At 70.7% G+C, this 15,513-nt stretch carries 12 protein-coding genes; 6 read left to right on the top strand and 6 right to left on the bottom strand.

Annotated features, from left to right (window positions below; genetic code table 11):
* Nucleotides 1-5: 5 nt before the first annotated feature.
* The 4 genes from AB0O76_RS04865 to AB0O76_RS04850 form a co-directional block, all read right to left on the bottom strand.
* On the bottom strand, nt 6-1,148 hold the full coding sequence (locus AB0O76_RS04865; RefSeq protein ID WP_365485465.1) for an LCP family protein: 1,143 nt from the start codon (nt 1,146-1,148) through the stop codon (nt 6-8).
* 56 nt (nt 1,149-1,204) lie between these two features.
* Nucleotides 1,205-1,726 (bottom strand): transglycosylase SLT domain-containing protein, encoded by a 522-nt coding sequence (locus AB0O76_RS04860; protein WP_365485463.1) that lies wholly within the window; start codon nt 1,724-1,726, stop codon nt 1,205-1,207.
* Between the two features lie 380 nt (nt 1,727-2,106).
* A complete protein-coding gene (locus tag AB0O76_RS04855) occupies nt 2,107-3,696 on the bottom strand; it encodes an NADH-ubiquinone oxidoreductase-F iron-sulfur binding region domain-containing protein (protein ID WP_365485461.1) in 1,590 nt (529 codons plus the stop codon).
* A complete protein-coding gene (locus AB0O76_RS04850) occupies nt 3,693-4,955 on the bottom strand; it encodes a cytochrome b/b6 domain-containing protein (protein WP_365485459.1) in 1,263 nt (420 codons plus the stop codon). Before AB0O76_RS04850 ends, AB0O76_RS04855 begins: the two co-directional genes overlap by 4 nt.
* Nucleotides 4,956-5,379: 424 nt before the next feature.
* Between AB0O76_RS04850 and leuS the strand changes: the two genes are divergently transcribed.
* From leuS to AB0O76_RS04820, 6 genes are all read left to right on the top strand, one after another.
* On the top strand, nt 5,380-8,286 hold the full coding sequence (leuS, locus tag AB0O76_RS04845; protein WP_365485457.1) for a leucine--tRNA ligase: 2,907 nt from the start codon (nt 5,380-5,382) through the stop codon (nt 8,284-8,286).
* 119 nt (nt 8,287-8,405) lie between these two features.
* Nucleotides 8,406-9,149 carry a hypothetical protein gene (locus AB0O76_RS04840; protein WP_365485455.1) on the top strand — a complete coding sequence of 248 codons (744 nt, stop codon included), beginning with the start codon at nt 8,406-8,408 and terminating at the stop codon, nt 9,147-9,149.
* A 61-nt stretch (nt 9,150-9,210) separates the two neighbouring features.
* Nucleotides 9,211-10,056: a DegV family protein gene (locus tag AB0O76_RS04835; RefSeq protein ID WP_365485454.1), complete on the top strand. Its 846-nt coding sequence runs from the start codon at nt 9,211-9,213 to the stop codon at nt 10,054-10,056.
* A 130-nt stretch (nt 10,057-10,186) separates the two neighbouring features.
* Entirely contained in the window at nt 10,187-11,335 is a 1,149-nt protein-coding gene (locus AB0O76_RS04830) for a ComEA family DNA-binding protein (RefSeq protein ID WP_365485452.1), read from the top strand.
* Nucleotides 11,332-13,938, top strand: a complete 2,607-nt coding sequence (locus AB0O76_RS04825; protein WP_365485451.1) for a ComEC/Rec2 family competence protein — start codon at nt 11,332-11,334, stop codon at nt 13,936-13,938. The genes AB0O76_RS04830 and AB0O76_RS04825 overlap by 4 nt, the downstream gene beginning before the upstream one ends.
* A 132-nt stretch (nt 13,939-14,070) precedes the next feature.
* Nucleotides 14,071-14,421, top strand: coding sequence for a hypothetical protein (locus tag AB0O76_RS04820; protein ID WP_365485449.1), 351 nt, complete (start codon nt 14,071-14,073; stop codon nt 14,419-14,421).
* A 66-nt stretch (nt 14,422-14,487) separates the two neighbouring features.
* Here the strand turns inward: AB0O76_RS04820 and AB0O76_RS04815 are convergent, their stop codons facing one another.
* Nucleotides 14,488-14,670, bottom strand: coding sequence for a DUF397 domain-containing protein (locus tag AB0O76_RS04815; RefSeq protein ID WP_365485447.1), 183 nt, complete (start codon nt 14,668-14,670; stop codon nt 14,488-14,490).
* Nucleotides 14,667-15,476 (bottom strand): helix-turn-helix transcriptional regulator, encoded by an 810-nt coding sequence (locus AB0O76_RS04810; RefSeq protein ID WP_365485445.1) that lies wholly within the window; start codon nt 15,474-15,476, stop codon nt 14,667-14,669. Before AB0O76_RS04810 ends, AB0O76_RS04815 begins: the two co-directional genes overlap by 4 nt.
* Nucleotides 15,477-15,513: the final 37 nt, after the last annotated feature.

The following is a 15,513-nucleotide window of genomic DNA, read 5'->3' as shown; positions in this document are numbered from 1 at the left end:
CCGAGTCAGGCGCCCGCCGACACCGGCGAGTCGGTCCTGTCGCCCACCGATCCCCGGGTCGCCGACTCCGGGATGGGCCGGTCCTTGCGCAGAGCGGTCCACACCCGGTGCGAGGCCTTGTCCAGCGGCAGGACCCGTCCCGAGTCCTGGGCGTCGTAGGTGACCGGCATCGTGACCATGTCGGTGCGGTCGGGGCTGATGCCCTTCAACTCCTTGGCCAGACCGAGCAGCTTGTCCGCGGACGCCAGCTCGGAGTCCGCGCTGATGGACTGGGTCGCCGTGTCCGCCAGGGCGTAGGACTTGGCCGGGCTGCCGAGCGGATCGACCGTCTGGGCACGGTGGATCAGTGCCTTGATGAACGCTTGCTGGAGCTGGATGCGGCCCAGGTCGCTGCCGTCGCCCACGCCGTGCCGGGTGCGGACGAGCTCCAGTGCCTGCTTGCCCTTCAGCGTGTGCTTGCCGGTCTTCAGGGAGAGACCGCTGTTGGGGTCGTCGATGGCCTTGTGGGTGGTGATGTCCACGCCGCCGAGCTCGTCGATGAGCTTCTGGAATCCCTTGAAGTCGACTTCGAGATAGTGGTTCATGCGGACGCCCGACATCTTCTCGACCGTCTTGACGGTGCACGCGGGGCCGCCCACTTGGTAGGACGAGTTGAACATGACCTGCTGCGCGCCCGGTGCCGTGCCGCCGCTCGGCTTCGCGCACCGGGGCCGCTCGACCATGGTGTCGCGCGGAATGCTGACGACCGAAGCCTTCTTGTGGGTCTTGTCGACGTGCAGGACCATCGCCGTGTCGGCGCGGGCTCCGCTGATGCCGCGGCCGTACTTGCCGTGGGTTCCCGCCCGGGAGTCGGACCCGAGCAGGAGGATGTTCATCGAGCCGTCGCGCTGCTCGCTCGGCCGGTCGTGCCCGAGGGCGGCGTTCACGTCCGTGCCCTGGATGTTGCCGTTGAGGTGCTGCCAGGCATAGGCCAGGCCCCCGCCGCCGATCAGGACCACGCCCAGGGTGCCCCATGCGACGTATCGCAGCGCCTTCTTGCGTGGCTTGCGCCGGGAGCGCCGTACCCGCGCGGGCCCGTAGTCGGGCACTGCGGGGCCCTGGGCCTCGGCCCGGTGAGCCGGATGCTCGTTCCCGCTCGCGTGCGGCATGCGCTGTCCCTCTTCTTCGACCTGCTTCGACTTCTTCGACTTCTCCGAGCGGTGGCTCAGTAGGCGGAGTCGACGTTGTCGATGGAGCCGTACTTGTCGGCGGCGTAGTTGGCGGCCGCGGTGATGTTGGCGACCGGGTCGGTCAGGTCGTTCTCGGTGCCCGCGACGTGGTACGCGTCGAAGGTCGGCTGGATGACCTGGAGCAGGCCCTTGGACGGGGTGCCGTTCTGCGCGTTGACGTCCCAGCCGTTCTGGGCGTTCGGGTTACCGGAGGACTCACGCATGATGTTGCGGTGCAGGCCCTCGTAGGTGCCGGGGATGCCCTTGGCCTTCATGATGTCGAGGGACTCGCGGATCCAGCCGTCGAGGTTGTTGGGGTACGTCTTCTTGGCAGCCGCGGCGGTCTTGGCTGCCGCGGCGGTCTTGGCTGCCGGGGCGCTCGCCGCAGCCGGCTCGGCGGCGTGGGCGGTCGAGGGGATCAGCGTGAGGGCCGCGGCCGCGGCACCGGCGGTGGCTATGCCGGCGACGGAGATCTTGCGGAATCGGGCGGTGCTGGTCTGCGTCTCGGTGATGGCCATGCGGGGGTGACTCTCCAATGCGAAGTGTGCGTGGGGGGCTCGGTCGAAGCGAGCGGATCCGCCGGGTGCGATCCCGGCTCCCCCGGAACTTCAGCAAGGGTTAACGGCCACCGGAGGGGGACGCAACGATGTGACGTACTACCCGGGTACGCAGGATGCCCTGGTCAGACGGCCCGTAGAGGACTCACGGCCCCGCAGCGGGCGCCTCGACGGCACTACTACCGTCGTTAGCATGTGACGTGGCTCCTATGGGTGGGCTCACAGCTACGGCGGCGTTCGGCGGGGTCACGCACCCCGAAAGCGGGCCACCCGGATCGGGTGGCCCGCTTTCGTGTGTCTACGTAGACGGCGCTTCTACGGGTGTGTCATGTACGGGAGTATCAAGGGCGCCCGCTTCCGAGTGCCCTGCGGCCGCGGCCCGGCGGCAGGGCGGGAGGCAGTGCCGGGCGCGGTGGCGCCACCGAGGGGTCCTCCTCGATGCGGAGCGCGAGTGCCGGGCAGCGGCGTACGGCACGCGCGGCGCGCGCCTCGGAGTACTGCGGTACGGAGGCCTCCGGTACGCCGGGGAAGCCGTCGGGGCCCAGCTGGATCAGCTCGGGGACGATGTCCGCGCACAGGCCGTGGCCCTGGCAGAGCGTCCAGTCGACGGCGAGCTTGCGACCGCTCGGCGCCTCTCCCTGGGGAGCCTCGGCCTGGAGCGGCAGGACGCCCTCCACGGGGCGGCCGCACCCGCCGCCCAGGACATGCGCGGCGAGGTCGTCCGTGAACGCCGAGATCGTCGAGTCCAGGAAGGCCGCCGAGCCGTCCGGGTGCTTGCAGGCGCCGCGCCGCCGCACGGCTCGTGTCACCTCCCGCAGCGCCTCCAGGGCGGTGGGCCCGCCGCCGTCCAGGATGTCCGCGAGGCCGCGCGCCGCCGCCGGAAGCCCCAGGTAGCAGGGGCCGCACTGCCCCGAGCTCTCGGCGGCAAGCCAGTGCGCCACACGCAGCGACTCCCCGAGGGGGCAGGTGCCAGGGCCGATGGGCAGGATGGCGCCCGCGCCGAGCGCGCCGCCGCAGGCCTCCAGGGAGGCGCGTGAGACGACCGCGTCATGAGCGGTGACCGCGTCGAGCCACTTGCCGTGATAGCCGCCCGTCAGAACGCCCTGGGGGAGCGGCGGAGCGCCGGCCAGCTGCAAGACGTACCGCAGGGGCACTCCGGTGGGGACCTCCACCACCATGGGGCGGGCGACCGCTCCGGAGACGGTGAGCAGCACCGTCCCCGGCTCGTCCCGCAGACCGGTGCGGCGGTAGCGGTCGGCGCCGATGCGGGCGGCGACCGCGAGCTGGGCGAAGGTCTCCGCGTTGGACAGCAGGGTGGGTGCGCCGCCGACCCCGGAGTCGGAGGTCCGCAGTTTGCGCCCCGGGGGCAGCGGCGGGCCGCCGTCCGCCGAGCGGACCAGAGCCGACGACTCGCCGGTCACCATGCGCACCGGATTGCGCTGCACGCGCGCGCGGATGCCCGATCCGCGCCGGTTGGTCAGGCCGCGCTCGGCCAGCGCCGACCGCATGGAGGACTCCGTGGAGTCGCGGGTCACGCCGATGACGAGGGTGCGGGCGCCCAGCGCCTCGGCCGCGAGGAGCGCGCCGTCGAGGATGAGGTGCGGGGCGCGGTTGATCAGGACGGTGTCCTTGCGGCAGGCCGGTTCGTCCTCGCTTCCGTTGACGACGACCACGGGGCGCACCCCACGACGTATCGCGGAGTCGGCGACCGCGCGCAGCTTCCGGGCGAAGGGGAAGCCCGCGCCGCCCCTGCCGCGCAAGGAGATGTCTTCGGAGAGGGTGGCCAGGGATTCGCCGGCCATGGGTTCCAGGGGCCCGTGCACCTTCAGGTGCATCGCCAGATCAAGGCGCTCGACCAGGTCGAAGCCCGAGGTCAGGAGCGGAAGTCCGACCACGCGGACTTCGGGGACATCGGGCAGCGACGCGTTCACTTGGGGCCTCCGGTGGCGGCGTTCCAGGGTTCGCCCGGACTCGGCGCCTGGAAGGTGTGGGGCAGCGGTTCGGTGGCGGGACCGCTGTCGTACGGGGCTTCGTACGTGGGCGTGGGGTCGTACGCCGGTTCGTACGTGGAGCCGTACGAGGTCTCGTGGGAGCGGTAGGCGGGGTCTTCGGAGACGTACGCCGTGTCGTGCGCGGTGTCATAGGAGTCGTACGGCACACGGGGGGCCTCGGCGGGAGGCGGCGGGGACGGGGAGGGCCAGCGGGGGGCCGGCGGGTCGGTGCGGGGGAGGACCTCCGTGGGCCGGTTGTCGGATGCGAGCACGCGGTAGGCCGCGGCGATGCCGACCACGGGGGCCGGATCGGGCTCGGGTTCGGGGTGTGGGGCACGGCCGGGAGCGGCGGTCGTGCCGGGGAGCGGTGATTCGGCGGTGTTCCTGCGGGCAGGCCCGTTCCGGTCCGGTTCGAGGACGGCCAGGATCCGGGCGGCGACCTTCCGCTTCACCGGGAGCGGTGCCGCGCGCAGCGCGACGGCTCCCGCAACGGCGACGAGGCACAGGCAGTAGAGGGCGATCACCCACGGTTTGGGCGCGCGTCCCGCGTACAGGCCGTGGATCAGCGCCGAACACCAGGCGGGGTAGGCGAGCATGTGCAGCGCCCGCCAGCGCGATGCGATCTGGGCCGGTGACGCGAAGGCGCTGCGCAGGGCCCCGGTGATGCCCGTGGTCACCATGAGGAGCCCGGCGAGCGAGCCGAGGCCGATGAGCCCGTCGCTTCCGGAGAAGCCGAGGCCGAAGGGGATGAGCGCGCCGACCGGCGAGACATGGTCGAGCGCGAGTTTGACGGTGACGTGCAGCAGCAGGAAGCCGATGGAGGCGACCGCCGTGGCCCGGTGCACGGCCTGGGCGAGCAGTCGCTGACGGGAGTGCAGGAAAAGGCGGTCCGTGGCGACCAGGCCCCAGACCACGGCGGCGGTCAGGCTGACCAGGGACAGGACGCCGGTGGTGAAGTCGAGGGCGGCGCGGAAGGCGTCGCTCCCGGCTATGACGAGCAGAGGTATCAGCAGCAGAGCCGCCGTGGACAGGACCCCGCGGGTGGTTCTGCTCGGCTCGGGGAACGCGGGGAACGTGCGGCTTTCGCGATCAGTGCGGCTCTTGCGGGTCGAACGGGTCGAACGGGTCGTGCGCGTGGTGCGGCTCGTGCGATCGGTGCGGCTTGCGCGGCTCTTGTGATGAGGATTCAGAGGGTTCATGGGGGCGACTCCGAAATGGCTCGATCGCCGCATGCTAAGTCGCCGCATACCAGTGAGTACGAGGTTTGAGTTATTGCGTTGTTATAAAAGCGCGACGCGATCTTGGTGTTGCCCCGATAGTGGTCGGTACGCGGAGTAACCCTTGGCCAAAGGTGGAGTCCGGGCTTCCGGTGGGCCTCCGGAGCGTCATGGGACGTGATCGAGCGTCACGGGCCCGGTTCGTCGCGGGCCGCGCGGGCGCTGCGGTACCCTGACGCCATGCGTGCCGTACGCCTTCTGCTTAGCGGGCCGCGCTGATCAGTCCCGACCGCCGGTAATTCGCGGTCGGCATCGGCGCGGCGTCCCCTCCTGTGCGAGGGGCATTTTTATTTGACCAGGACGGTCAATTCCGCAGGCAGAGACGATCGATGGAGCTTTGAGGATCATGAGCGAGACGAATTCTGCTGCCGCCTCCGAGGTGGCCGCGCCGCACCGCTACACGGCCGTCCTGGCCGCCGAGATCGAGGCACGCTGGCAGGACTTCTGGGACGCCGACGGCACGTACGAGGCGCCGAACCCGAGCGGCGACATGGCGGCGGGCGACGCCGCGCAGGCCGCGCTGGTCGCCAAGCCCAAGCAGTTCATCATGGACATGTTCCCGTACCCCTCCGGTGCGGGCCTGCACGTCGGCCACCCCCTGGGGTACATCGCCACGGACGTCTACGCCCGCTTCCAGCGCATGACGGGCCACAACGTCCTGCACACCCTGGGCTTCGACGCCTTCGGCCTGCCCGCCGAGCAGTACGCCGTGCAGACGGGCACCCACCCCCGGGTCTCCACCGAGGCCAACATCGAGAACATGAAGTCGCAGCTGCGCGGTCTGGGCCTGGGTCACGACAAGCGCCGCTCCTTCGCGACGATCGACCCGGACTACTACAAGTGGACCCAGTGGATCTTCGTCCAGATCTTCAACTCCTGGTACGACGACGAGGCGAAGAAGGCCCGTCCGATCGCCGACCTGGTGGCCCAGTTCGAGGTCGGTGAGCGCGCCGTACCGGGCACCACGCGCGCGTGGCACGAGCTGAGCGCCAACGAGCGCGCCGACGTGCTGAGCGAGTACCGCCTGGCGTACGCCTCCGACGCCCCCGTCAACTGGTGTCCCGGCCTGGGCACCGTCCTGGCGAACGAGGAGGTCACCGCCGACGGCCGCTCCGAGCGCGGCAACTTCCCCGTCTTCAAGGCCAAGCTGCGCCAGTGGAACATGCGGATCACGGCGTACGCCGACCGCCTGCTGGACGACCTGGACGCCCTGGACTGGCCCGAGGCCATCAAGCTGCAGCAGCGCAACTGGATCGGCCGCTCCGAAGGTGCGCGCGTCGACTTCCCGGTCGGCTCCGGAGACGACGCGATCACCGTCTTCACGACCCGTCAGGACACTCTGTTCGGCGCGACCTACATGGTCCTGGCGCCCGAGCACGACCTGGTCGACAAGATGATCCCGGCCGCCTGGCCCGAGGGTACCCACGACGTGTGGACCGGCGGGCATGCGACGCCGGCCGAGGCTGTCGCCAAGTACCGCGCGTTCGCCGCCGCCAAGTCCGACGTGGAGCGCCAGGCCGACGCCAAGGAGAAGACCGGCGTCTTCACCGGCGTCTACGCGACCAACCCGGTCAGCGGCGAGCAGGTCCCGGTCTTCATCGCCGACTACGTACTGATGGGCTACGGCACCGGCGCGATCATGGCCGTCCCGGCGCACGACAGCCGCGACTTCGCCTTCGCGCGCGCCTTCGAACTGCCGATGCGGTGCGTGGTCGAGCCCTCCGACGACCGCGGGACCGACGCCTCCACGTGGGACGACGCGTTCGGCTCGTACGAGGCGAAGCTGGTCAACTCCTCCGGACAGGGCATCTCGCTGGACGGCCTGGGGGTCGTCGACGCCAAGGCGCGCATCACGGAGTGGATGGCCCGCAAGGGCATCGGCGAGGGCACCGTCAACTTCCGCCTGCGCGACTGGCTGTTCAGCCGCCAGCGCTACTGGGGCGAGCCCTTCCCGATCGTCTACGACGAGGACGGCATCGCTCACTCGCTGCCCGAGTCGATGCTGCCTCTGGAGCTGCCGGAGGTCGACGACTACAGCCCGCGCACCTTCGACGCGGACGACGCGGACACCTCTCCGGAGACGCCGCTGTCCCGCAACGAGGACTGGGTCAACGTCACCCTGGACCTGGGCGACGGTGCTGGTCTGCGAAGTTACCGCCGCGAGACCAACACCATGCCCAACTGGGCCGGTTCCTGCTGGTACGAGCTGCGCTACCTGGACCCGCGCAACGACCAGAAGCTGGTCGACCCGGCCGTCGAGCAGTACTGGATGGGCCCCCGCTCGGGTCAGCCGACCGGCGGTGTCGACCTGTACGTGGGCGGCGCCGAGCACGCGGTGCTGCACCTGCTGTACGCCCGCTTCTGGTCGAAGATGCTGTTCGACCTGGGGCACATCTCGTCCGCCGAGCCGTTCCACAAGCTGTTCAACCAGGGCATGATCCAGGCCTACGTGTACCGCGACAGCCGTGGCTTCCCGGTCCCGGCCGCCGAGGTCGAGGAGCGCGACGGGAAGTACTTCTTCGAGGGCGAGCCGGTCAAGCGCGAGCTGGGCAAGATGGGCAAGTCCCTGAAGAACGCGGTCACTCCGGACGAGATCTGCGAGGAGTACGGCGCGGACACCCTGCGCCTGTACGAGATGGCGATGGGCCCGCTGGACGTCTCGCGCCCGTGGGACACCCGCGCGGTGGTCGGCCAGTACCGCCTGCTGCAGCGTATGTGGCGCCTGATCGTCGACGAGTCGACCGGTGAGGTCACGGTCGCGGACGTCGCGGAGACCGAGATCGCCGAGGGCACCCTGCGCGCCCTGCACAAGGCGATCGACGGGGTGCGCCAGGACCTGGGCGGCATGCGGTTCAATACCGCCATCGCCAAGATCACCGAGCTGAACAATTACCTGACCAAGGAGGGCGGCGCGCTGCCGCGCTCGGTCGCCGAGCGCCTGGTGCTGCTGATCGCGCCGCTGGCCCCGCATGTGGGCGAGGAGCTGTGGCGCAGGCTGGGCCACACCGAATCGGTGGTCCACCAGGACTTCCCCGTCGCCGACCCGGCGTTCGTCGTGGACGAGACCGTGACCTGCGTCGTGCAGATCAAGGGCAAGGTCAGGGCGCGCCTGGAGGTCTCCCCGTCGATCTCGGACGAGGAGCTGGAGAAGGTGGCCCTGGGCGACGAGCGCGTCCTGGCCGCGCTGGACGGCGCCGGGATCCGCAAGGTCATCGTGCGGGCGCCGAAGCTGGTGAACATCGTCCCGGCGTAGCGCATAGGGGTCTTCCCTTACGGGCAGGTTGGGGGTTCTGCTGGAACCCTCGACCTGCCCTTTGCGTTTACGGTTGAAGGGGCGATGCGGAACCCGCCGCGGGACCTGAGAGGAGCGTCATGGACGCCGTGATCGCAGTCGTGGCGCTGCTCGTCGTGCTGTTCTTTGTCCTTGGGGCGTACGCGACGGTGAAGGTGGTCGGCGCGGCCAAGCGCGGCGTGGACCGCACGATCTCGCAGGCGCGCCGGACGGTGGAGGACACGACGCTCCGGGCGAAGAGCTTCGGACAGATCGGCCCCGCGGGCGAACTGGCCCAGTTGCGGCTCTCCTTGCGCACGTCGATGCGGGCCACGCAGGAGACGCTGCAGGCGGGCGTGGTCGAGGACGCCTCGCTGAAGGAGTCCCTGGGGCTCTTCGAGCGGCTGAGCGCCCATGGCCACGAGCTGGACGACGAACTCAGGCGGCTCGAGCGTGACCCGGACAAGGGCAGTCTGGCCGAGCGGCTCCCCGGGCTGCGGGAGCGCACGGAACAGATCACGAAGGCGGCGGACTCGCTGCGGTGGTCGGCGCGCGACCGGGCCCGCAGGTTCGCCGACGACGACCTGGACACGCTGAGCACACAGATCGACATGGAGGCGGGTGCCCTGCGGCACTGGACGACGGAGCCGTCGTCGACGCAATCCCCGGCCCCGGCGACCTCCTGGCCCGAGCCCGAGACGGACGCGGACAAGGGAGCCGAGCAGACCTGGGCCGAGCCGTCCAAGGCGTCCGAACAGGAGCCGGAGCGGCCCGCGATCACCCCGTCGGCGCCGCAGCCGGACTACCCCTGGCAGAAGAAGACCAGGCCCGAGAGCACGACCTGACGGGCCCGCCCGCAAGGGGTCGGGCTGCCGCCCCCGGGCCCAGGCAGGTAATCTCCAGCGCATGTCCCGTCATGTCGCGATCGTCACGGATTCAACGGCCTACCTGCCGCAGCGGACGATGGAGCGGCACGGCATCACAGCGGTGCCCCTGACCGTGGTCCTCGGCGATCAGGCGCTCGAGGAGGGCACGGAGATCTCCGCCCGCTCGCTCGCCCTGGCGCTGCAGAAACGGCGGCCGGTGACCACCTCCCGGCCGAGCCCCGAACTCTTCGCCCAGACCTATCGCAAGGTCGCGGAGGCGGGCGCGACGGCGATCGTCTCACTGCATCTGTCCGCCGAGTTCTCGGGCACGTACGACGCTGCGGTCCTCGCGGCGAAGGACGCGCCGGTGCCGGTACGGGTGGTGGACACCGGGATGGTCGCGATGGCCCTGGGGTTCTGCGCGCTCTCGGCGGCGGAGGCGGCCGAGTCCGGCGGCTCGGTGGACGATGCGGTGGCGGCCGCGGAGAAGCGGGCCGCGGGCACGTCCGCCTACTTCTACGTCGACACGCTGGACTATCTGCGCCGGGGCGGGCGGATCGGTGCGGCGCAGGCGCTGCTCGGCTCCGCGCTCGCGGTGAAGCCGCTGCTTCAGCTGGACGGCGGGCGCATCGAGATGCTGGAGAAGGTGCGGACGGCGTCGAAGGCGATCGCCCGGCTTGAGGAGATCGTGGTCGAGCGGGCCGGGGCGAACCGCGTCGACATCGCGGTGCATCACCTGGCGGCACCTGAGCGGGCCGCGGCGCTCGCCGAGCGGCTCAGGGAGCGGGTGCCGGACCTGGCCGAACTGCATGTCAGCGAGGTGGGCGCGGTGATCGGGGCGCATACGGGGCCGGGGTTGCTGGGGGCTGTGGTCTCGCCTCGCTGAGGCTTCGCCGAGCGACGCGGGATGGCGGAGGGCGCGCCTGTGGGTGACGGAGTTATCCACAACTCGTGGGTAATCCACGGGAATTGACCAAGATCAACATTACTTTGGTGGAGTGCCTAGCGTCGTCTGCATGGCACTTCGATCACGTTCACGGACATCAATTTCACGGTCATCCCCTACACGTCCTGCATGGACTTCCGGCGCCACGAGTGGGCCGGGGCGGGGCCGCGGTTCCGACGGTCGCGCTTCGGACGGTCGTGGGAGTCAGGGGCGCGCCCGCAGACGGGCCGCCCGGCGGCATGCTTCGGCAGAGGCGCTGCGGCTGCGCGCGGAGACGCTGTTCGCCGAGCCTGAACGGGCGGGCGGCGGCGTCGGGTTGAGGTCGGGAGCGGCTCCGGATGTGCGTCGGGAGGGGGTATCGGCTGCGGGGCGGCCTGCGACACCGGTGGCGGGGCGGCCTGTGCCCGAGCCGGTGGGGCGGCCCGCGCCGGAGCCGGCGGTGCAGCCCGATGCGGAGCCGCCGGTGCGGGGGCGGGTGGGTCTTGCCTTGCGGGAGCGGCTGCCACTGTGGCTGCAACTCAGGTGTGGGATCGAGCGGCGGAGCCTGATCGCGCTGGCCGCGGTGCTCGTCCTCGCCGCGGTGTTCGCCGCCCAGCACTTCTGGGCGGGGCGCACGCTGCCGGTGCGGGCACCGGAGGTGGTGCGGGCGGCGTCGGACGGGGAGTCGGAGCCGTCTCCGTCTCCGTCTCCGGGGGTTCCGCCTCCGGAGGGCGGCAGTCAGGCGACGGCTGGTCCAACGGCTGGTTCAGGGGGCGCGGCGGGCGGTGAGGGCGGTGCCGGTGGCGGCATCGTCGTGGACGTCAGCGGGAAGGTCCGCAGTCCCGGCATTCTGCGGTTGCCCGCGGGCTCCAGGGTCGCCGACGCGCTGAAGGCGGCGGGCGGGGTCCGTCCCGGCGCTGACACGGACGGCCTCAATCGCGCGCGGCCGCTCATGGACGGCGAGCAGGTGGTGGTGGGCGCGCCGGTGACGGCACCCGCCGTGCCCGGCGCCGGGGCTGCCGCGGGGCCGACGGGAGCGAGTCCTGCCGCGCCGGTCGGGCTCAACACGGCCACCGCCGAGCAGCTCGACGGGCTGCCCGGTGTCGGTCCCGTACTGGCCCAGCACATCATCGACTACCGCACGGAGCACGGCGGCTTCCGCTCGGTCGACGAACTGCGCGAGGTCAACGGCATCGGCGACCGCCGCTTCGCCGACCTGCAGAATCTGGTGCGGCCATGAGCCCGCCGCCCTCGGCCGCGGGGTCTGCCGTGCCCCCGGTCCGCCCCGCGGTGCACGCGTCGTCCGGGCGCCGGCTCGGGGACTCCCACCCCCGGCAGGAGGGCCCGGCGGACCTCCGCCTCGTACCGCCCGCGCTGGCGGCCTGGGGGACGGCGGCCCTGGCGCTTGACGCCCCGCCTCGATGGGTGATCGCGGCAGTGGTGGTCTGTGTGGTGGTGTCGGGCGCGCTTTTGGTGACGCTGACGGTGCGGGGGTGGCCGACGGGCGCGGGCCGATGGGCTGCGCGGGAGCGGAGGAGGGGGCGACGGCAGGATCAGGAGCGGGAGCGGCGGCACGAGCAGCGGCAGGATCAGGAGTGCGCGCGGGCTTCGGGGCGACGGCAGCCGTGGGGGCGGGTCTCGGTGGCGACGGCACTGCTCTGCGGCGCGGCGGCCGCGACGTCGGCGGGCCTGCACGGTGCCGACCTGCACCGCGGACCCGTCCCCGTGCTGGCCCGGCAATACGCGGAGGTGGACGTCGAGTTGGAGGTCACATCCGACCCTCGCCGGACCCGCCCGCACGTCACGGGGGATCGATCCGTCCCGCCCTCCGTCGTGCTGAACGCGGAGATCGTCCGGGTCGGTTCGACGGACGGTGCGACATCCGTGACGCGCGCCCCGGTCCTGGTCATCGTCAGGGACTCCGCTGTTGAGCGCGGCCGTGCCGAGGCGGATGCCGCACGCGGCCCCGCCGGGGATCCTGGCAGGGGTGGGCGTCCCGATCCCCGTGCGCATCCGGCGAGTTGGTTCGCGTTGTTGCCCTCTACTCGGGTGCGGGTTCAGGGGAGTCTCGCGCCTCCGTTGCCTCGGGGGGATCGGGTCGCGGCGGTGCTGCGGGTGTCCGGGGAGCGGGCGCCGCGTGTGGTGGAGGGGCCGTCCGGGGCGCAGCGGGTGGCCGGTCGGCTGCGGGGCGGGTTGCGGGAGGCCACGGACGGGTTGCCGGCCGATGCCCGGGCGTTGCTGCCCGGGCTCGTGGTCGGGGACACCTCCCGCGTGCCGCTCGATCTCGACGAGGCCTTCCGGGCGACCGACCTCACCCATCTGCTCGCCGTCAGCGGGGCCAACCTCACGATCGTGCTCGCGCTGCTCATCGGCCCGCCCGGCATCGCGCAGCGCGCCGAGCGGCGGGGCATCGCCCCACGGCTGGGGATTTCGCTGCGGACGACCGCGCTCGTCGGCGGCGCTCTCACCCTGGGCTTCGTGATCGTCTGCCGACCGGACCCGAGCGTGCTGCGGGCGGCGGCCTGCGGTCTTATCGCCCTGCTTGCCATCGGCACCGGGCGCCGCCGGTCGTTGATCCCCGTCCTGGCCGCCGCCGTGCTGTTGCTCGTCCTCTACGACCCATGGCTGGCCCGCAGCCCCGGATTCCTGCTGTCCGTCCTGGCCACCGGCGCCCTGCTCACCCTCGCCCCGCGGTGGAGCGCGTCCCTCCAAAGACGCCGGGTGCCCCCGCGTCCGGCCGAGGCGCTCGCCGCGGCCGCCGCCGCTCAGGCGGTGTGCGCACCGGTCGTCGCCGTCCTGGCGGCCCGGGTGAGCCTGGTGGCGGTGCCCTGCAATCTCCTGGCCGAGGTCGCCGTCGCGCCCGCCACGGTCCTTGGCTTCGCCACGCTGGCGGCGGCGCCTGTGATGATGCCGGTCGCCAAGTTTCTTGCGTGGTGTGCCAGTTGGCCCACCGGATGGATCGCGGACATCGCCCGTACGGGCGCGGCGCTGCCCGGCAGCGGGGTCGACTGGACCGGTGGCTGGCGCGGCGGGCTGCTGCTCGCCGCCGTCACGGTCGTCGTGGTCCTGGTCGGGCGCGGGCTGCTTCGGCGTCCCTGGCTCGCCGCGGCCTGTGCCCTGCTGTTTCTCCTCGCGGTCGTGCAGCCACCGCCGCTGACCAGGGTGATCGCGGGGTGGCCCCCGGCGGGCTGGCGGTTCGCGATGTGTGACGTGGGTCAGGGGGACGCCACCGTGCTCGCTGCGGGGGACGGCGCGGGTGTGGTCGTCGACGCGGGGCCCGACCCGGTGCTCGTGGACCGCTGTCTGCGTTCGCTCGGCGTCACGCGCGTTCCGCTCGTGCTCTTGACGCACTTTCACGCCGACCATGTCGCGGGCCTGCCGGGCGTGCTGCGCGGGCGCCGGGTGGGCGCGATCCAGACGACGGGGTTTCATGAACCGCCGGACCAGGCGGAGTTCGTGCACGAGCAGGCGGCCGCACATCGCATCCCGGTGACCCGGGCCGTGGCGGGGGAGCGGCGGCGCACCGGAGGCCTTGACTGGCAGGTGTTGTGGCCCATGGCCCAGGGGGTTGGCGGGGCGCTGAGTCCTGAGGGGCCCAACGATTCCAGCGTCACCCTGCTCGTCCGCGCCGAAGGGCTCACTCTGTTACTGCTCGGAGATCTCGAACCGCCCGCACAGCGTGCCCTGTTGCGGACGCCGGCCGTGGCGTCGCTGCCGGAGGTGGATGTGCTCAAGGTCGCCCATCACGGCTCGGCCTATCAGGACCCCGGGCTGCTGAGACGGTCCGCGCCGCGCCTCGCGCTCATCTCCTGCGGCCGGGACAACCCGAAGGGTCGGAACTAGTAGTTCTAGCATGTCCGGTGTGTCCGGTACAGCCGGTTCCCGCAACAAGCTGGGGCACGCTCAGCGGCGTTCGGAGTGTTCGGCGTGCGTAGCGTGGTTGCAAGAAACGCAATGCGATTGACGGGAGTTGCCGTGTCTGAAACCGGAAACGTGGTGCCCCTGAACGTCCGTCGGCTTCCGTGGACCGGACCGAACGGAGAACCGGAGTACGCAGCACCCGGAGAAGTGGACGACTTTGCCGACCGGGAAGAAGCCCACACGCTCACCATGGCGCGCAACGATGCTCGGTACGCGTTGGCCATGGTGGACCGCCCAGACGTTTCGCACGACGACCTTCGCAAGGTTGTGCGCACGCTGGTTGACGATGTGGTGTGCGTTGCGAGGGTGGCGGAGTTGCGCGAAGAGCGCCTGAGAGATCCCTCGTACGGTCCGGCGGTACGAGCAATTGAAGGGGCGTTGCGGAAGGCTCTTCGGCAGCACTGAGCGCAGCACAAAGCCCCCGACGTGATGTCGGGGGCCCGGTGACCGTTCTCTCTGCGTAAAGAACGGTCAGATCTCGCTCTGTGCCCGCCTCACGAAGGCACCCCAGGCAGGGGCACCGAAGGTGAGCACAGGACCCGTTTCGTTGCGCTTCGTGTCGCGCACCATGACCGTTGTGGGGTCGTTGTCGGCAACCTCAACGCAGTTGTCGTTATCGCCGCTGTAGGTGCTCTTGTGCCAGTTGGGCATCATCTGTGCTTCTCCAGTGCGTTCCGCATGAGTCGTTCTGACTCGTCAGTTCCCAGCGCGTCAGACCGGAGCCGATCATAGATCCTCTGGTAGCGGTCTACTTCGGCAGGTTCTTCAAAGTACATGCCCGTACGGAACCCTTCGGTGTATGCGCAGCGCTCTCCGTCGGGCATCGTCAGAAGGCTGAACGACCCTGGAGTGCATGCCGCGTTGGCAGGCAGGATCTGAACGTTGATGTACGGGCGCTGTACGTCCGTGAGTAGCCGCTCTATTTGAGCAGCCATCGTTTCCTTGGAGCCCTGTGCGCGATTCAGCGCGTTTTCGTCGAGTAGTACCCAGTGCCAAGGCGGCTCGTCCCTCTCAAAGACACTCTGCCGCTCCATGCGTCGCGTGATCTTGTCGGCTAGATCCTCGCTGCCGTCGGGAACGCTGAGACTCATGATCGCGTTCGCGTAGTCCTCTGTCTGCAACAGCCCAGGGACCGTCAGTGAAAACTCATGGATGGTGCGCGCGGTCCCTTGCTGCTTCAGGAACGGTTGAGCGTAGTCCTGAAACCCCGAGATGCCGACCAATGGCCACAGCTCAACCAAGGCGCCCTTCAGCCCCAGCATCGCGTCAAGTTGGGTCGTCATCTTGAGGCTTGGTGGGTCGGTCGCGTTCTCAATCTGAGAGATGCGGTTTTGCGTGGTCGGGACCTTGTCAGCTAGCTCCGTCTGTGTCCAACCGAGCGCTTCCCGCGCCTTTTGAACCTTGTAGCCGAGCAGATGCGCCACAGACGCTGTCGGGTCCAATTTTCTCGCGGGGGGCATGACCGCTCCTCATATCAAGGCTTCTGTGTTGATACCG

This window comes from Streptomyces sp. NPDC086554 (assembly GCF_040686095.1).
GTDB lineage: Bacteria > Actinomycetota > Actinomycetes > Streptomycetales > Streptomycetaceae > Streptomyces.
The sequence above is the reverse complement of the archived record's forward strand: the minus strand, read 5'-3'. Positions and strand labels throughout refer to the sequence as shown.